At 31.9% G+C, this 19303-nt stretch carries 16 protein-coding genes; 8 read left to right on the top strand and 8 right to left on the bottom strand.

Annotated features, from left to right (window positions below):
- Positions 1-145: 145 nt before the first annotated feature.
- Entirely contained in the window at positions 146-820 is a 675-nt protein-coding gene (locus BC961_RS13240; protein ID WP_245980946.1) for a DUF4294 domain-containing protein, read from the bottom strand.
- Positions 821-901: 81 nt separating this feature from the next.
- Here BC961_RS13240 and BC961_RS13245 point away from each other — a divergent pair, with 81 nt between their 5' ends.
- A complete protein-coding gene (locus BC961_RS13245; RefSeq protein WP_121926342.1) occupies positions 902-1990 on the top strand; it encodes a M42 family metallopeptidase in 1089 nt (362 codons plus the stop codon).
- A 151-nt stretch (positions 1991-2141) separates the two neighbouring features.
- On the opposite strand, the gene BC961_RS13250 is transcribed toward BC961_RS13245, so the two are convergent.
- From BC961_RS13250 to BC961_RS13260, 3 genes are all read right to left on the bottom strand, one after another.
- On the bottom strand, positions 2142-3095 hold the full coding sequence (locus tag BC961_RS13250) for a phosphoribosylaminoimidazolesuccinocarboxamide synthase (RefSeq protein ID WP_121926343.1): 954 nt from the start codon (positions 3093-3095) through the stop codon (positions 2142-2144).
- Between the two features lie 291 nt (positions 3096-3386).
- The gene (locus BC961_RS13255; protein WP_121926344.1) at positions 3387-5735 is read right to left on the bottom strand and encodes a S9 family peptidase; all 2349 of its coding nucleotides are present in this window, start codon (positions 5733-5735) and stop codon (positions 3387-3389) included.
- Between the two features lie 36 nt (positions 5736-5771).
- Positions 5772-6587 (bottom strand): Cof-type HAD-IIB family hydrolase, encoded by an 816-nt coding sequence (locus BC961_RS13260; protein WP_121926345.1) that lies wholly within the window; start codon positions 6585-6587, stop codon positions 5772-5774.
- Positions 6588-6854: 267 nt separating this feature from the next.
- Between BC961_RS13260 and hmpA the strand changes: the two genes are divergently transcribed.
- Both hmpA and BC961_RS13270 read left to right on the top strand, forming a co-directional pair.
- A complete protein-coding gene (gene hmpA / locus BC961_RS13265) occupies positions 6855-8054 on the top strand; it encodes an NO-inducible flavohemoprotein (RefSeq protein ID WP_121926346.1) in 1200 nt (399 codons plus the stop codon).
- 9 nt (positions 8055-8063) lie between these two features.
- The gene (locus BC961_RS13270) at positions 8064-8483 is read left to right on the top strand and encodes an Rrf2 family transcriptional regulator (RefSeq protein ID WP_121926347.1); all 420 of its coding nucleotides are present in this window, start codon (positions 8064-8066) and stop codon (positions 8481-8483) included.
- A gap of 55 nt (positions 8484-8538) precedes the next feature.
- Here BC961_RS13270 and BC961_RS13275 read toward each other — a convergent pair whose 3' ends face one another.
- Complete coding sequence (locus BC961_RS13275) at positions 8539-9489, bottom strand: PhoH family protein (protein ID WP_121926348.1); 951 nt, start codon at positions 9487-9489, stop codon at positions 8539-8541.
- 158 nt (positions 9490-9647) lie between these two features.
- Here BC961_RS13275 and BC961_RS13280 point away from each other — a divergent pair, with 158 nt between their 5' ends.
- The 5 genes from BC961_RS13280 (at position 9648) to dnaN (ending at position 14582) form a co-directional block, all read left to right on the top strand.
- Entirely contained in the window at positions 9648-10475 is an 828-nt protein-coding gene (locus BC961_RS13280; protein WP_121926349.1) for an SAM hydrolase/SAM-dependent halogenase family protein, read from the top strand.
- Positions 10476-10544: 69 nt separating this feature from the next.
- The gene (locus BC961_RS13285) at positions 10545-10841 is read left to right on the top strand and encodes a putative quinol monooxygenase (RefSeq protein WP_121926350.1); all 297 of its coding nucleotides are present in this window, start codon (positions 10545-10547) and stop codon (positions 10839-10841) included.
- A gap of 108 nt (positions 10842-10949) precedes the next feature.
- Entirely contained in the window at positions 10950-11675 is a 726-nt protein-coding gene (gene gldF, locus BC961_RS13290; RefSeq protein WP_121926351.1) for a gliding motility-associated ABC transporter permease subunit GldF, read from the top strand.
- Positions 11675-13360 carry a gliding motility-associated ABC transporter substrate-binding protein GldG gene (gldG, locus tag BC961_RS13295; RefSeq protein WP_121926352.1) on the top strand — a complete coding sequence of 562 codons (1686 nt, stop codon included), beginning with the start codon at positions 11675-11677 and terminating at the stop codon, positions 13358-13360. The genes gldF and gldG overlap by 1 nt, the downstream gene beginning before the upstream one ends.
- A gap of 103 nt (positions 13361-13463) precedes the next feature.
- Positions 13464-14582, top strand: a complete 1119-nt coding sequence (dnaN, locus tag BC961_RS13300; protein WP_121926353.1) for a DNA polymerase III subunit beta — start codon at positions 13464-13466, stop codon at positions 14580-14582.
- Between the two features lie 932 nt (positions 14583-15514).
- On the opposite strand, the gene BC961_RS13305 is transcribed toward dnaN, so the two are convergent.
- The 3 genes from BC961_RS13305 to BC961_RS13315 form a co-directional block, all read right to left on the bottom strand.
- A complete protein-coding gene (locus BC961_RS13305) occupies positions 15515-17287 on the bottom strand; it encodes a MutS-related protein (RefSeq protein ID WP_121926354.1) in 1773 nt (590 codons plus the stop codon).
- Between the two features lie 219 nt (positions 17288-17506).
- Positions 17507-18340: a universal stress protein gene (locus tag BC961_RS13310; protein WP_121926355.1), complete on the bottom strand. Its 834-nt coding sequence runs from the start codon at positions 18338-18340 to the stop codon at positions 17507-17509.
- A gap of 72 nt (positions 18341-18412) precedes the next feature.
- Positions 18413-19246, bottom strand: coding sequence for a universal stress protein (locus BC961_RS13315; protein WP_121926356.1), 834 nt, complete (start codon positions 19244-19246; stop codon positions 18413-18415).
- Positions 19247-19303: the final 57 nt, after the last annotated feature.

Consider the following 19303-nt stretch of genomic DNA (forward strand, 5'->3'; position numbering starts at 1 on the left):
GCAGCGGATAGCCCACAGCAAAGTGAAGTGAAACAAAACTTTGCGAGGACTTGAAGCGAATAGCCCGACCCTTTATAAAAAAAGAGCCTGTTACCTTTTCTGGTAACAGGCTCTTTTTTTATAAACGGTAACGCCCAAAAGAAATTTATTTTGCTTTTTGCGCTTTTGAATACCAGGCGTCATTAAGATTATCATAATCTATGGGAACAGCAGTCTTTTGGTTTAATAGTCTTCCAGATTCAAATCCTCGCATCAGTATGGTCTCAATTAAATAATCCTCATTTACTTCGTAGGGAGCATACTTAGTTTTTAAGTTAATATCGAATACACTTGCTGCAGTATTTGACCAAAATGCTTTCCATCCACTTTTCAAAGTTTTTACTAATTCAAAAGTTGTTTGGCCAGTTTGTCTGTGGATTAATTTTACTAATATTCGCCCTTGGCTTCGAGAAAGTTTTTTTAGTTTAGCTTCAAACTCATTATTCAAATAGCCTTCAACAATATTAAAATATCTTTTTTTCTCTCTATTACTTTTTAGATTCATCATTCCTTTATTGAGATTGACTAATCTTTCTGAAGCTAATCTCGCATAGGGATAAGTAACGTAAACACGGTTTTGAAGAATTAGGAATTGCTTTCTCGCTTCGGGATCCATTTTTTCTTTATGAATTAGAATCTCGGGCAATTGAATTGTATCATTTAATATAAGGTCATCATCTTGTAATTCATAACCCATTTTTGTAGTGTCTTGAGGAATAACTTGTGCATTCATAGCGCTAAAGCCCAAAACAAAAAAGAACAAGAATTTAAATAGGTTCATATATGAAATTTTAATTGCCAAAATTATACATTATATACGCAACTGTAATGCCAAAGTTATAAATTAGCAAAAAAATATTTTATGAGCACAAAATCGATACTTAAAGAATCCTCTATCACATTTTTAGAGCAATATTTAAACAATGCATCTCCAACAGGATTTGAGGCTGAAGGCCAGAAATTATGGATGGAATATTTAAAACCATACGTAGATACTTTTATTACTGATACCTACGGAACGGCTGTAGGAGTTATTAACCCTGACGCCCCGTACAAGGTAGTTATTGAAGGTCATGCAGATGAAATTTCTTGGTATGTTAATTACATTACTGACGATGGACTAATTTATGTGATAAGAAATGGTGGTTCAGATCACCAAATTGCACCATCAAAGAGAGTAAACATTCATACTAAAAACGGAATTGTGAAAGGTGTTTTTGGCTGGCCAGCTATTCACACGCGTAACCGAGGGAAAGAAGAAATCGTTAAAATAGATAATTTGTTCATTGATATAGGTTGTGAAACTAAAGAACAAGTTGACAAAATGGGTGTGCATGTTGGTTGTGTAATCACCTACCCTGACGAGTTTATGATTTTAAACGAAAATAAATTTGTTTGTCGTGCTATAGACAATCGTATGGGTGGATTTATGATTGCCGAAGTCGCGAGATTATTGCATGAGAATAAAATCAAGCTCCCTTTTGGCTTATATATCACTAATTCTGTTCAGGAAGAAGTTGGATTAAGAGGTGCTGAGATGATTACAAAAACGATCAGACCAAACGTTGCGATTGTTACTGATGTTTGTCATGATTCGACTACTCCAATGATCGATAAGAAAATTGAAGGAGAAACTAAAATAGGGAAAGGTCCAGTTATTACTTATGCTCCGGCAGTTCAAAATAATTTGAGAGAATTAATACTAGAAACGGCAATGGTTAATGAAATTCCTTTTCAGCGGTTAGCGTCCTCTCGCGTGACTGGAACTGACACTGACGCATTTGCTTATAGTAACGGTGGAGTTGCATCAGCATTAATCTCCTTGCCTTTACGTTATATGCACACCACAGTTGAAATGGTTCACCGTGATGATGTTGAAAATGTAATTAAACTTATTTATGAGACTTTACTAAAATTAGAGAATGAGGATACTTTTTCTTATTTTAAGTAATTTTAGGAGCTAATCCCGCTATTCGTTGCAATCTTTACTTCCTGAAAAAACTCAGGAAATAAAGGATTTCCACTGCTATCGGGGCTAAAAAAAAACCGCAATTCATAAGTTGAATTGCAGTTTTTCTAGTTTTTAAAGTGCGGATTGCAAATTATCTATTTGCCAAATATGCTACAACGTTCTTTTCTATTCTCTCATTAATATTTGAAATATCCGCTTTTACGAACTTCTCTCCAAGGATATTCTCGTATAATTCAATATATCTCTCCGAAACTGTCTCAATGTATTCATCAGTCATATTAGGAATTTGTTGTCCTTCTAAACCTTGAAAGCCGTTTTCTATTAACCAGCGACGTACAAACTCTTTAGATAATTGTTTTTGTTCTTCTCCTTTATCTTGTCTTTCTTGATATCCTTCTACATAAAAATAACGCGAAGAATCTGGTGTATGAATTTCATCAATCAAAACAATAACTCCTTCTTTAGTTTTTCCAAATTCATATTTGGTATCAACTAAAATTAAACCGCGACTTGCAGCAATTTCAGTTCCTCTTTGAAACAAATCTCTAGTGTATTTTTCTAAAACCAGATAGTCTTCCTCTGTTACAATACCTTGTGATAATATAGCTTCCCTAGAAATATCAGCATCATGTTCTCCATTATCTGCTTTTGTTGTCGGCGTGATAATAGGCTCTGGAAATTTATCATTTTCTTTCAAGCCTTCTGGCATTGTCACTCCGCATATTTCTCTTTTACCAAGAGCGTATTCGCGGGAAGCGTGTCCTGATAAATAACCACGAATTACCATTTCTACTTTAAAGGGAGTACATAAGTGACCAACAGCAACACTAGGATCTGGAGTTGCAATCAACCAGTTTGGAACTATATCCTGAGTAAGCTCCATGAACTTAGTAGCAATCTGATTTAAGATTTGACCTTTGTATGGAATTCCTTTTGGTAAAACAACATCAAAAGCTGAAAGCCTATCTGTAGCCACCATTACTAAAAGATCATCATTAATATTGTAAACTTCTCTCACTTTTCCCCTGTAAACTGATTTTTGATTAGGAAAGTTAAAGTCGGTTGTTGTGATTGTATTACTCATTACGGTTTTAGTTGTTGTGTTGTTATTTTTTGCAAAAATAGGTTCTTTCAAAGAGATACACAAAATTGTTGAAACATTATTCTGACCAAACCTAGTGGTTTTAATAAAATAGAATTTAGCTACGAATTAGAAGGAAATCATGAATTTTGTGTATTTACTATTACAAGAATTATTTTCCAATTAAAATTAGAGTAGTTAATTTTTAATAATCATTGCCATTTGTGCTAATTCGTCAAATTCGTGTCAAAAAAAAGCTAAACTTTTAATCAAATATTACTTTTAATAAATGATCTACTTTTTAAGCAGCGTATTATTGAACAAATCTAATATACGGCTGTACTCATCAACCCAAGAATAGGTTTCTTTAAAACCATGTGCCTCCACAGGAAAGGATGAGAGACTCCAATTTTTCTTGCCTAACTCAATGAATCGCTGCGACATTCGAACAATATCTTTGTATTCGACATTATCATCAACCATTCCGTGAAGCATCAATAAATTTCCTTGCAGATTATCGGCAAAATAAATTGGTAAACTTTTCTTGTAAGCATCTGGATCAGTTTCTGGAAAATTCAAAATATTTCCAGTATATCCATGGTTGTAATGAGCCCAATCAGTTACGGAACGCAAAGCTGCGCCAGAAGCGAATTCTTTTGAAGTAGTCAACATTCCCATTAGCGTAATAAAACCGCCATATGAACCACCGTAAATACCTACTCTATCGTTATCGATACCTAAATTTTTAACGAGATAATTTTTACCGTCGATTTGATCTGTTAAATCTTTTCCACCCATAAAACGGTATATACCTGTTCTAAAATCACGTCCATAACCATCACTCGCTCTGTAATCGATGTCAAGAACCGTGTATCCTAAATCAGTTAGTAAATTATGAAACATGTATTCTCTATGATAACTACTCCAGTAATTATGGGCGTTTTGTAAATAACCAGCACCGTGTACAAAAATTATTGCTGCTTTATTAGCGTTCTTAGTATCAGGATTATAAATGCGAGCATGAACATCTGTTCCATCTTGCGCTTTAAAAGTGATTACTTCTGGTTCACGCCATGCATAAGCTTCAAAATTATGAGATGTGGAATTTGTTATCTGTTTAAGTGAAGTATTTACTTTATTTGTAGCAAAGTACATTTCCCAAGGCTTGTTTTTATAGGAATATCTAACTGCTAAAGTTTTTTCATCCGGAGATAGACTCACCTCATTTGCACCATCTTTTGTTAAAATAGGTTGCATTGAAGCATTGGAAACATCCATTTTGTAAAAATTCCTGTTTCCTGGATGCGTTGTATTAGTGGTTAAATAAAACGACTTTTTATCTTTTGCTAAAGTGACATTTCGAACTTCCCAATTCCCTTTCGTCAATTGAATTTTTGCTTTAGATCTTAAATTGTATGAATACAAATGTGAATATCCTGTTACTTCTGATTGAAAATAAATAGTTTCGTTATCTCCAAGAAAACCAAGTGTTCCTCGTCCATAAGAGTTTGAAGGAATTCCAGGACCTCCTATCCAAGCTTCATCATGTTGATGCTCAATTTCTTGGAATGTACCATTTTCTAAATTCAAACTTACAATCCATCGATCTTTATTATCTTGACTTCTGATTTCAGCGACAGCTAATGAACCGCTTTCATTATACATAGGTTCTTGAACAACAATCAATTTATCTTTTTTCTCAATAGTTTTAGATTTTTCATAGCTCTCAAGATATTTGGGAACATCTTGCATATGACTCAGTGCTGAAAAATTAACAAAATAAACAGAATCTTTTGCAACGTTATAAATACCAAATTTAGTAGTAAGTAAATTAGCCGTCGAAACTTTTTCTTTAGTATCTTCAATCTCGTTGTAACCATCCGCTGTTATAAAAAGTTCCATCTTTTCATTTTTACGTTCCACGTCTTGAATCAATCTAAAAGTGGCAAAACTCCCTTTTGGATTTGCTTTCAAACTGCCAAAATTATATTTTCCGTAGTAGAAAGGCTTTGGAAAATCCGATTTCGTAGCCTTTGAATTAGCTAGATTCCACTTTTTTAAATCATCTTGGTCTCTCACAAATTGAAATAATTCTTTCTGCTGTGTTTTCAAAAATGATTCTTGCTCCTTTGACGTATCCTCTCCTTTTCCTTTTCTAAAATTTGTCAATTGAATTACAGATCCTTCATTCGAATTGAATTGAAATAGATTTTCATTTTGTCTAAAGTATAATACACCAGCTTCTGCACCTATTTGTAAACCAGAAATCGGGCTACTTTGCTGATATAACTTTTTAGATTTTTTCGTTTTTAACGAATACGAAAATAATCTTCCTTTATCAACGTAGTAATATAAATCTGGATTTGAGGATTTTTTAAAATCTAATTTGGAAAAAGCTGCTTCATTTTGATCTGCTAATTCAGGTTTAGAAAGTCCGTTTTTCCAAAAATAGGTTCTGTTTCCCAATTCATTATTTGGATTCCAATCAAAATATATTTTTTGTCCGTCCAGAGACCATCTTTGATTTTCCGGCTGCTCACCTATAAAGGCGTTACCTTTCATTATTTCTTTCAGTTTGAGTGCTTGACTTTGAACTGTGATTGAAAACAAAACGCAAAAGGATAGGATTATTTTTCTTGTCATATTATAAGAGGATTAATAGATGTTGGCTTTTTATTATTAATTAGTAAGTAATTGTTGCGATAGATACGTTGCGACTCCATCATTATCGTTTGATAAAATTTGTTCTAAATGTGGAAGTGTATCAATTAAACTTTGAGGTGCATTTCCCATCAACAGCCCTTTTCCTGCAGATTTAAGCATTTCTTCATCATTAAAACCGTCTCCAAAGGAAATGGATTCTTCAAAAGCGTATTTTTCTAATTGTAAAATTTTTTCAATGGCTACACTTTTGTTAACTGATTTATCCATAAATTCCAAACAAAACGGGAGGCTAAATGCATGACAGAAAAGATCAGAATAAGTGTGTAAAATTTTGTCTTTCAATTCAACTAATTTTTGATGATCGTCATGAGTGAAGAAAATTTTAATTGCGCTAAAATCTTCTAAAGATTCAAAATTTACAATTTCAGGCAAGTATTTCGACTCTTTTGAAAAACTATTCAACGCATCGTTATTATGATTGGTTTGCCACTTATCTTCTTTAAATAAAACGGATGTAATTTCAGCGTCAATTTCTAAATCAAAAATTGCTTTGACCAACTCACTTTTCATATCCACAGAAAAAAGAAGTTCATTATCTGGAGAGTGGATTCTTGCACCGTTTGAAGTTACTAAATATACTGGGCAGTCCAATGTTGCAACAATTGCTTGCGCATCCAGGTGATGACGACCTGTTGCGACGATTAGCAGATAATTCTTTTTATGTAATTCTTTAAATATAGTTTTAGTATAGTCTGAAATTTTGTGGTCTGAGTTGAGTAAAGTTCCATCTAAATCAGTAATGACAACTTTAATTTTTTCTTTTAAAATCATTTTTTGGGTAACTCTGTTTTTTATTAATTCCAAATTTATTCAATTTATTAGAGAATAACAACGATTGCTTTTTAGTTTGTAAGGCGGGAATCTAATTTAACTTTTAAAAACAAGATTTGGGAAATTAAAATAGAATATACAGCATATTTACCTTTATATTTCACAAATTAGTATCAGCATAATAAAAGCGTTTATATTGTTGTATTTAATATACAACAATTATCTATTGTGGCTTATATTTGTATTAAATCAATAATAATTAATCACATGAATTCAATTCAAAAAGAATTAGTAAAAAGTACAGTTCCAATATTAAAAACAAATGGAAATGCTTTAATCTCTTACTTCTACCAGAGAATGCTGACCAATAGTCCTGAATTAAAAAATATTTTTAACATGGCTAACCAAGCTAGTGGTAAACAACATAATGCTTTAACAGGTGCTGTACTCGCCTACGCTGAAAATATCGATGATCCTTCAGTTCTAATAAATACCTTAAAATCAATTGGTAATAAACATGTGAGCTTGAATATTACTCCAGAACAGTACGATATTGTAGGAACTCATCTTATCAATTCTATTATTGAAGTTTTAGGTGCCGATGCAAATTCAGATTTGATCGAAGCTTGGACTTGTGCCTACAATGAATTAGCAAGCATAATGATCGGTATTGAAGCTGCTATGTATGAAAAAAATAGTCAAAAAAAAGGAGGTTGGAAAGGATGGAGATCTTTTAAAATTGCTAAAATTGTATCAGAAAGTGCGGAGATCAATTCTTTCTATCTAAAACCAGCGGACGAAAAAGAAATAGCCGATTTTTTTCCTGGGCAGTATATTTCAGTAAGCACTTACATTCCGGAACTCGGGCATAAACAACCTAGACAATACAGTTTATCTTCAAATTCTAATAATGAGTTTTATAGAATTTCAGTTAAAAAAGAAACTGGGCAAGCAAACCCAGATGGAATTGTTTCTAATGCTTTGCATAATAAAAAAGTAGGTGATGAATTAGAAGTAAGTGCTCCTGCTGGATTATTTTACGCAGATCCAGAATCCAAAAATCCTTTAGTTTTGTTAAGTGGTGGTGTTGGGCTTACGCCAATGATGAGTATGGTGGAAACTAACAAAAATGCGCTTCAGCAGAATCCAACGATATGGATTCATAGTTGTCGTAACGAAAATGTCCACGCTTTTAAAGATACCATTGAAGAATTAAACAATGAAAAAACGTGGTTGAAATCGTACGTGTTTTATGAAACTTTACCCGACACTCAAACGAATGCTTTTGAAGGTAGAATAGACTTACAACAAATAAAGGAAGACATTTTAATTAAAGATGCAAAATATTACATTTGCGGACCTGCAATATTCATAAAAGTACAGTATCAATCATTGGTTGGCCTTGGTGTCGATAGAGAAAATATACTTTATGAAGAATTTGGCCCTCAATTATTAAGTCTTAATTAATACTGTTATATGAAACTGAACCACTTTACTGATTTTAGCATGCGCGTATTGATGTATTTAAATCAAAAAGAAGACGATCAGCGTAGTTCATTAGATGAGCTCACAGCTACATTTAAAATCTCTCGTAATCATCTAATTAAAGTGGTTCAATTTTTAGCAAATAATGAATTAGTTGAAACTAAAAGAGGTAAAAACGGTGGAATAGTAATAGCTGTTAAAGCACAAGTAATTCTTGTAGGCGATTTAATTCATCTTTTAGAACAAGATGAAACGCCTGTAGTTAATTGTGACGCTAAACCATGTATATTTAAATCGCAAAATTGCAAATTAAAATCAGTTTTTATGGATGCCTACTCTGCTTTTATTAGCAGTTTAAATCAGTATAAATTATCCGATTTAGAATTTACTAATTGGAGTTCGATTTTCTGATTAAAAACTATTTAGGTTATAAAAACAAAAAAGGCTTTTTTCAAAGCCTTTTTTTCTATTCATTATTTTCGATTTGTTTGTAAGCATCAATCACTTTTTTGACTAATTTGTGACGAACAATATCCTTATCATCTAAGTAAATTATTCCTATTCCTTCGACATCTTTTAGTATTAATAATGCTTCTCTAAGGCCAGAGATAGTTCGTCTAGGCAAATCTACCTGACCTGGATCACCAGTAATCATAAATTTAGCACTTTTACCCATTCGAGTTAAAAACATTTTCATCTGAGAATGCGTAGTGTTTTGTGCTTCATCTAAAATCACGAAAGCATTATCCAATGTTCGACCACGCATAAATGCTAGAGGCGCTATTTGAATGACTCCTTTAAGAATGTAATCCTCTAATTTTTCATTTGGTAACATATCGCGTAATGCATCATACAATGGCTGCATATACGGATCTAATTTTTCTTTCATGTCTCCTGGTAAGAAACCTAGATTCTCTCCTGCTTCAACTGCGGGGCGAGTTAAAATAATTCTTTTTACCTGTTTTTCTTTTAAAGCTTTAATAGCCATAGCAACTCCAGTGTACGTTTTACCAGTTCCCGCTGGACCTACGGCAAAAACCATGTCGTTCTTTTCCATAGTATCCACGAGTAGTTGCTGATTGGGAGTCATTGCTTTTATAATCTTTCCTCCTACTCCATGCACTAAAATTTTATCGTGTCCTTGAAATTTCCTGTCTTCCTGAACATCACCTAAAATAACACGTTCAATTACATTGTTGTCAATATTATTATAACGTGTGAAATGAAGCATCAAGCGCTGGAACCTATTTTCAAATTCGTCAAGGACTTCCTTTTCGCCAAAAGCTTTTAAAGTTGTTCCCCGAGCGACAATTTTTAGTTTAGGATAATATTTTTTTATCGTTTCAAGATGAGTGTCTTGAGCACCCCAAAATTCTTTTGGAGCGATGTCTATGAGCTCAATTATCCTTTCGTTCAAATGAAGTTGTTTTAAATTAAATTGAATTTAGTAATTATGATATTAATTTGAATTAGTGTTTTGTTTTTTGCTTTTTTGAATTTACTATTATTAGCTTTGCACATCTCAAATTTAATAAAATTTAGGATTAAAAAAAACTAATAGTTATAAACAAATTTATGTCAATAATTACTCTAACTACGGATTACGGCTTGAAGGATCACTTTGTGGGTGCGCTGAAAGGTAAAATTTTATCCGAGTATTCCGAGGCTAAAATTATTGATATTTCACATGAGATAGATCCATTTAATACAGTAGAAGCGAGTTACATTATAAGTGCTTCGTATTTAAGTTTTCCAAAAGGTACAGTTCACTTGATTGGAGTCGATATGGAACATAATAAAGAAAACAAGCATATAGTGATGCAATGGAACGATCATTATTTTATAGCTGCTGATAATGGTATTTTAAGCATGCTTTCGCAAAAAATTGTGCCCCAAAAGATTGTAGCGATAAACATACATGATCGATTGCCAAGTGGCTCAGCTGACTTAGATGTTTTTGTAAAAGTTGCCTGCCATTTATCTAAAGGTGGATTAATGAATATCATTGGTAAAGAAATTAATTCCATTAAAGAAGTTACCACACTAAATGCTGTTGCAGCAGCCGACGGAAATTCGTTAAAAGGAAATGTAATTTACATTGATCATTTTGGGAATGTTATCACTAATATTTCTAAAAAACATTTTATCGAAATCGCAAAAGGAAGACCTTACGAAATTGAATTAAAAACAAAGAATATAAAAACTATTTTGCCTAGCTATTCCGCAATTGCAACTTCTGAAATTTATCCCATAAAGTCGTATGAAGGAGAAAAATTAGCTATTTTTAATGAAGCAGGTTTTCTCGAAATTGCCATCTTTCGAAGCAATCCGGCCACAACAGGTTGCGCTGCAAGTTTACTTGGACTAAATCACAGATCAATAATTAATATCATTTTTAGCTAATTGTTTTCTTTATCATTTTAAATCACTAATCGTAAAGTATCCCTTTACGAATTAAAAAATAGCAATCAAATGTTTGTACGAATTGTAAAATTGAGTTTCCACGAAGAAAATATCCCTGCCTTTTTAGAAAATTTTGAGTTGAATAAGCAAAAAATACGAAATGCGTCTGGAAATCGTTTCTTAGAGTTATTTCAAGACAAGAATAATAAATGTATTTTTTTTACCTACAGCTATTGGGAAACTGAAGCAGACCTAGAAAATTACAGAAATTCGGAACTTTTTAAAGAAGTTTGGTCATTCACTAAAAAGTTGTTCAATGATAAACCAGAAGCTTGGAGTGTTGATAAACTAGCTTCTTTAGAATAAGACAATAAAGTTTAATTCAAAATCTAAAGATTTAGAAGTTAGAAGACAAAATTTAGAAGAATCAATTTATAAAGAGGATGTTAGTACGTCATACCTCGCACTGATAATATGAAATCAATAGTCTTAAGAGAGATTAAGTCGTTTTTTGGTTCGCCAATTGGATACTTAGTAATCGCCATTTTTCTAATTATTAATGGCCTATTCCTATGGGTTTTTGAAGGGGAATATAATATTTTGAAAACTGGTTTCGCTGACATGACTCCGTTTTTTACGCTTGCTCCATGGATATTACTATTTTTAATTCCTGCTGTAACCATGCGCAGTTTTTCGGATGAAAAAAAACAAGGAACTTTAGAATTATTATTAACTAAGCCCTTAAGCATCTGGCAAATAGTAAATGGCAAATTTATTGGCGCTCTATTGCTTATCTTAATGGCAATCATTCCAACATTCATATATGTTTGGGTGATTTCGAGCTTAGGAATGCCAGAAGGCAATATTGATATGGGTAGCACAATAGGTTCTTATTTTGGATTACTATTTCTTATTTCAAGTTATTCAGCAATTGGAATATTTACTTCTACTCTTTCTGAAAACCAAATAGTTGCATTCATCATTGCTGTTTTTTTATGCTTTTTTCTTTATTTTGGATTCGAAGGTTCAGGGACAGTTTTTCCAACGATTTCAAATTTTATAGCTTCATTAGGAATGCAAGATCATTATAAAAGCATGAGTCGAGGCGTCCTAGATACAAGAGATATTATTTATTTTTCAAGTGTAAGTGTAGCATTTCTTTCTTTTACGGTTTTTAATCTTAAATCATTTAAATCGTAATGAAAACAGCTAAAAAGAATAACCTGAAATCAGTTGCGATTATTATCGTTGCTTTGTTACTTATCAATGCAGTGGGAAGTTCGTTCTTCCATCGTTTTGACTTAACAAACGATAAGCGATACACACTTTCCACAACATCTTTAAATATTATCGAACAAGTAGAAAATCCTTTGTTTATCAAAGTATATATGCAAGGTAATTTACCTGCTGAGTTTAAGCGCTTACAGCAAGAAACGAAGCAATTATTAGAGGAATTTCAAGCGTACAATAAAAATATAATTTTCGAATTTGTAGATCCATTGGAAAACAAAGACGAAAGCATGGACCAAATTAAAGAGTTATATCGCAAAGGCCTTACTCCTATTAATATTACAGTTGATGACAAAGGAAAACAGTCTCAAGAGATGGTTTTTCCTTGGGCAATTGCCATTTATAACAATAAAGAGGTAAATATTCCATTGCTTAAAAACATTATGGGCGCTTCCACTACTCAAAAAGTAATTGGTTCTGTGCAGCATCTGGAATACTCTATTGCAGATGGTTTGAATAAAATTACTAAAGCAAAACAAAAAAAGATAGCAGTTTTAAAGGGAAATGGAGAGTTGCAGGATATTTTGATGGCTAAATTTCTTTTGCAAGTTCGCGAGAGTTATCACATTGGACCTTTTACTTTAGATTCAGTTGCTAAAAACCCTATTGGAAGTTTAGAGGCATTACAAAAGTATGACCTTGCTGTAATTGCTAAACCAACGGAACCTTTTTCGGATGAAGAAAAGCAAGTGCTCGATCAATATATTATCAACGGCGGCAAAACTTTGTGGTTAATTGACCAAGTTTCTGCAGAGATGGATAGTTTATACAATCCTTCTGGAATTACTTTAGCATATCCTCGTGATTTGAATTTAAATGACATGTTTTTTAAGTATGGAATCAGAATTAATCCTGACATTATCAAAGATGAGCAAGGAAGCCCTATAAAATTAGCAACTGGAGAGCAAGGAAGTGGAACTCAATATCAGCAATTTAATTGGAAATTTGCACCGCAAGTATATCCAAATAGTAATCATCCAATTGTGAAAAGCTTAGGAGGAATTAAATTTGATTTTGCCAATGCTATTGACACTTTAAAGAATGGTATTAAAAAAACTATTTTATTACAATCTTCACCTTATTCGAAAAGAATAGGAACTCCTACAGAGATCAATTTAAGTAATGTAACGGAAGAAACCACACCTGAAGACTATTTAAATAAAGGTAATATTCCACTTTCTGTTTTATTGGAAGGTAAATTCCATTCTATGTATGAAAATAGAGTTTTACCATTCGAACAAAAAACTTTTAAACCTGAAGGAATAACGAACAAAATGATTGTCATTGCAGATGGTGATTTAATAAGAAATCAGTTAGATAAGAACTTTCAGCCTGTGGAACTAGGTTACGATCAAAGATCTGGGAATTTATATGATAATAAAGACTTTCTAATTAATTGCGTCAATTATTTGCTAGATGACAGTGGACTTATTAACATTCGAAGCAAGGATTTAGACTTGGCTTTGCTTGATAAAGAAAAGGTTTACCAAAATTATACGAGAACACAATTCATAACTATCGGACTACCAATAGTCATTTTAGCACTTTTTGGAGTTGTTTTTACTTTTCTTCGTAAGAGAAAATATAGTAAATAGATGTTAATAAAAAAGTTTCCAAACTAGGATAGTTTACGATATATTTGTAAAATGTATCGTACTTAGAATTTAAATAAATACGTTAAAAAATAAAACAAAACAGATGAAATTTATAATATCAAGTTCGTACTTATTAAAGCAATTGCAAGTATTAGGTAACGTTATCAACAGTAGTAATACTTTACCTATTCTAGATAACTTTTTATTTGAATTAGACCATAGTGTATTAACAGTTTCAGCTTCTGACTTGGAGACTACAATGTCTGCAACTTTAAGTATTGATTCTGAAAGCAAAGGAAGTGTTGCTGTACCTGCAAAATTACTTTTGGAAATCCTTAAAACTTTTCCGGAGCAACCATTAACATTCACTGTTGAAGAAAATAGTACAATTGAAATTAGTTCTAATTCTGGTAAATATGCTTTAGCATACGCTCCTGGAGATGAATTTCCAAAGTCGGTTAATCTAGACGATCCATCTGTAACACTTGTTCCTGCTGAAGTGTTAGCAACAGCAATAAGCAAAACTATTTTTGCCGCTGGAAATGATGATTTACGTCCAGTTATGTCTGGAGTTTTCTTCCAGTTTTCACCACAAGGATTAATTTTTGTAGCAACTGATGCTCATAAATTAGTAAAATATGCTAGAACTGATGTTACTGCATCTCAAGTGGCTGATTTTATTATGCCAAAAAAACCATTAAATATTTTAAAGAATATTCTTGGAACTTCTGATGCGGAAGTAAAAATCGAATATAACGATTCGAATGCTACTTTTTCTTTTGACAATTACATTTTAATGTGTCGTTTAATTGACGGTAAATATCCAAATTACGAAGCAGTTATTCCAAAGGAAAATCCGAATAAATTAATGATTGACCGTTCTCAATTTTTGAGTTCAGTACGACGTGTAGCTATCTTTTCGAACAAGACAACACACCAAATTCGATTAAAAATTGCTGGTGCTGAATTGAATGTTTCTGCTGAAGATATTGATTATTCAAATAAAGCTGAAGAAAGATTGACTTGTGATTATCAAGGTGATGATATGCAAATAGGTTATAATTCTCGTTTTCTTACGGAAATGTTGACTAACTTGCAGTCTGATATGATCATGCTAGAAATGTCTTTACCAAACAGAGCTGGAATTCTAACTCCTGTTGATGGTTTAGAAGAAGGTGAAACAGTTACTATGCTTGTAATGCCAGTAATGTTAAATAGCTAATAAAAATTTCAAGCTATCAAAATACGCTATTAACCAAACCATTTTTATATTTAAAAAATCCGTTTCGATTTCTCGAAACGGATTTTTGCTTTTATTACTTTTAAGTTTAAAGGTATTTTGTTAGTATAAGTAAAATTTTTTTTTTACTTGTAGTTGTCGCGCTGGAAGCGTCTCGATTAAGTTGCTCAAAATTGTAGGGACGCTTACAGCGTGACAAGTTTATTAAATAAAGTTGTGATGGATACTATTATTACTTAATAGAGACCTCAATAAAGTTGATCAATAGTGGCGAGACGCTTCTTGCGTGATAAAACGAGTAGTTAGTTAAGTCAAAACACACTTTAATTTGGAGATTAGTCATTATCGTAGTGAGGAATAAAAAATAGAATTTTTTCTATTAATTGTCACGCTGGAAGCGTCTCAATTAAGTTGCTCAAGTATTGTAGGAATGCATCCAGCTTGAAAAAAAGGAATAAATAAAATTATGATGAGTACTATTATTAATCAATATTCTTCTTTATTAAGTTGGTCAATTATGGTCAGACGCTTCAATTATGACAAAATGAGCAGGTTGTTAAGTAAAACGTTCTTAAAAATGGAGGTTAGTAATTAACGTCCTAAGGAATAACAAATACTTTTTTCACCTTATAGTTGTCACGCTGGAAGCGTCTCAATTAAGTTGCTCAAGTATTGTAGGGATGCTTCCAGCGTGACAAATGGAATAATTAAAATTGTGATTTTTATAATAAGTAATCAGCAGTAATCTCCATTAATTTTCGCATTATTATTGAGAAGCTTCCAGCGTGACAAAAGGAATAAATACAGTTCTATAGTAAATATGTTACTTGTTAATCTTCGGGATAATGTTATTCAATATTTCCGAGAAAGTAATAACACGTTAAAATATGTGGATTGTAGTTTTAAAAAAAAATCTAAATCACTCCCATTTTTTTCATTAGAAATGAAGCACTTCTATTTTTGCAAATTCCGTTGCGTAATCTATAGTCGAAGTGTAACTCATTATCAATAATTTCGACTTCAAAACACTTGTTAGTTAATGTATTTGGGTAATCATTAGTTGTTAAGCAAACTTCGATATCGTGAGTTGCAATTGCTCCAATAGCTTTTTTAGCAATTATTTTTTTCACTACTTCAATAGTTCCATTTCGTTTATCATCTGAGTTTGTTCCTCTTAATATTTCGTCTAATAGAACAAATGCAGGTTGCTGTTCCAACTCGTCCATAATTTGCTTTAAGCGTTTAATTTCAGCAAAGAAGTAGGATTCGCTATCAGACAACGAGTCAGATAAACGCATTGAAACCAATACAGGTAGTGGATGAACATTTGCACGACTGGCACATACTGGAGCTCCCATTCCTGTTAAAACCATATTGATTCCTAAACTTCTCAAAAAAGTACTTTTTCCAGACATATTAGAACCAGTTAAAATCATAAAAGATTCTGGGTGAAACGTAACGCCATTTCCTACTCTACTATTCTCATTCAATAAAGGATGACTTAAATTATCAAAATCTATTTCGAAATTGCTATTCAATGTTGGATAAACAAAACTTGGGTTATTATAAGCTAGATTCGCAATGCTATTCATCATTTCAAATTCTCCAATAACTTCCATCCATTCACTTAATGCTTCGGCGTGATCTGTCTTCCATTTTACCAAAGACTTAAAAACATGTAAATTAAATAGAAAGGTTCCATTAAAAAGTACCGCTGTAATTAAGTTGCCAATAGTGTCCATATTTGAAAACAAACCCGACAGTTGCTTGAAGTGGACACTTGCGTTTTCTTTTTTAAAGGTTAATTTTTGCTGCAAACTAATTAGCTTCTCTGAAACGAAATTTTCTTCCTCAATCTTTCTAAGCAACATACTGTACTGATGAATCGTTTTGTCAATATTAGAAGAATTAGCAATTTCAGCTTGAATTCTTTTCATAAACATACCCAAAACTACTAAGTTCAAAACGAATAAGTAAGAAAGTACAGAGGCAAAGATTGTATTAGAAGTAACTAAATATGCAATTAAAGTAAGTAAAAAAAGAATTGGTGAAAAGTAGGATATAAAAACTATAAACTTAGACAAAGGCTTACTATTAAAAACACTCCATTTCAATAGCGTTTCGTAATTAGATTTACTATCATCGCTTACTTTGGCGAAAGCTAAAAATTCCTGACGCCAATCTAATTTCTCAGTAAGCTCTTTAACTGCATTATGATTTTTAATAATATCTTCGTGTGACGACGCTATTAAAAGCTGTTCTGCCAGAGTTTTTTTACCAATAAAAGTAGCGGTACGATTCATATTTTGAAATAATGAATGTTCACCGAAGATATCTAGATCATAAGCATACGGATGCTGAAAATCGTTGAACTCAATTCCGTTTTCAAAAGGGATTTTCTTTTTTTCAAGATAGATCAGCTCATCCTCGTTAATTTTTAACAAGGCTTGTATAATTTGCCTTTTTACAAGTAATTTGGAATGAACTCTCATTAGAACAATAAATGCTACGAAAAGCAAAATAGAAGCAATTACATATAAGATGTCATTAGTTTTAACAAAATAATATATTGAAACAAAAAAAAGTACAATAGAGATAAGCCTTAAAAAACTTATACTATTGTACTTTTTATTAATTGAATTCAATTGAACTAAATAATCTTCTTTTTTTGTTTTGTAAATTTCCATTGCTATTGTTAATGACTTACAAATATAATCAAATTCAAAAGTCAATGGCAACGGAAAAATTCAAATTTAATACTTAATAAAGATTTCGATTGTAATAATTCTAAAACTAATTAGGAGGAATAGGTATAGTACTAAACATCCTCTAAATCAACGTAATTTTAAAAATTGCACCGTCTATTAATTCGAAAACGTTAATAGAAAATTATATTAGAATAAGTACTATTCGATAGGAATCGCAAGAATAGGAATCTCATTATTTATAGCTATTTTTTTAGTTAAACTAGGATTAAATATTCTTTCAAAAAACCCTCTCTTATAAGTAAGCATCGCTAACATATCAACCTCTTTATACATAACAAAATCAACAATAACTTCTTGAACATCATCATTTTCAACTACATAAAAATCGATTGGATCTTCAGCAAATTCTTTTTCCCATCTATCTATAGTTTCTTTTGTCACATCAGAATCACTTGTTCTTACATATAAGCATTTCACTTTTGCTTTAGTCTTTTTAGCAATTTTTAAGACCATTTTCAGCGCCTTTTTATCTTTATGTCTAAAGCGTGTAGTAAACCCAATAATATCTATTTTCTTAAATTCTGCTTTAACGGGAACACAAAGCATTGGGATATCAATTCCTGTAATAACAGAGCCCGTATTGGTTCCTACAAAGAAAGCTTCCCAACCTGCAACTCCTGCAGTACCCATTATCACAAAGTCAATGTCATCTTCTTTAATTGCATCTTTTATATTTGGCAGTAAATCACCAACCATTAATCGGTGAGACATTTTTATTTTGTCCAAATTACGTTCTTCAGCTATAGCTCTTAATTTTGGAATTTCTCTTTTAAACATTTCAAATTGAGAAAGTTCTATTGATTCGTAAATCTGACCATAATTTTGAGGAAAATATTGGTCATTCACAGGCGGAAGATCAAATGTATGTAGTAAAATAATTTCAGCGTTAACTTTCTTTGCAAACTCTAAAGCGTGCACAAAAGCATTAGTTGCAGTATCAGAAAAATCAGTGGGGAATAATATTTTTTTCATTTTAATTTTAATTTTAGAATTTAATCAAATAGGACTTAGAATTTTTTTTTGCTTCTTACTTAGCAAACCTTTTTATTTATGAATAGCCAAAATAGGAATATTAATATGAAAAGCTAACTTTTTAGAAAGACTTATTTCAAATAGTTTTTCAAAGAAATTTCGATGATAAACATGCATTCCAACCATACTTACTTGATTTGATTCGATGTATTCAATGGCAATTCCTTCCTTATCATCTCCTGTAATCGAATTAAAATTTACTTCTTTATCCTCGACTAATGCTTTCCATTGTTCTTTGCTATTCTCTACGTTCTTTTTGTCAGGATTAACGATGTGTAAGCAATCGATGCTCGCCCCAAAAGTGTGAGCAAGAGACAATACTGTTTTAAAAGGTTCGGTATCCTCCTCCTTATATTGCGTAAGAAAAAGTATTTTTTTAACAGGCTGATAAACACAGTTTTCAGGAACAACAATAACTACAGTTTTAATTTCATTCATTACTTGCGTAGCATTGGTACCAAAGAAAGTTTCTTTTAAACTAGTCACTCCTTTTGTTCCCATGATTACAAAATCATAATCTCCGAGATCAGTCATTTTTTTCACTTCCTGAACTAAATTACCAGATATTAAAACATGGTTAATTTTAATATGATTTAAATTATTTTCGTCGGCAATCTTTCGCAACGCTGGAACTTCATCTTTATAATTTTCAAAATTACTCAACTCCGTCACATCGTACATTTCATGCAAATACTCAGCAGCATTTACAAAATTAGCTTGCGGAACTTGATAAACGTGTATGGTAACCACTTCTGCTTGAATAGCGTCCGCTAGTTTTAATGCATAAGTAAATGCGTTCTTAGAAGCAGCTGAAAAGTCTGTAGGAAATAGAATTTTTTTTGACATATCTTTAATTTATTGTAAATCAATTATTTATTTAAAAATACGAAACATAAATCAAAA

Origin of the sequence: Flavobacterium weaverense (assembly GCF_003688495.1) — a bacterium.
Classification (GTDB): domain Bacteria; phylum Bacteroidota; class Bacteroidia; order Flavobacteriales; family Flavobacteriaceae; genus Flavobacterium; species Flavobacterium weaverense.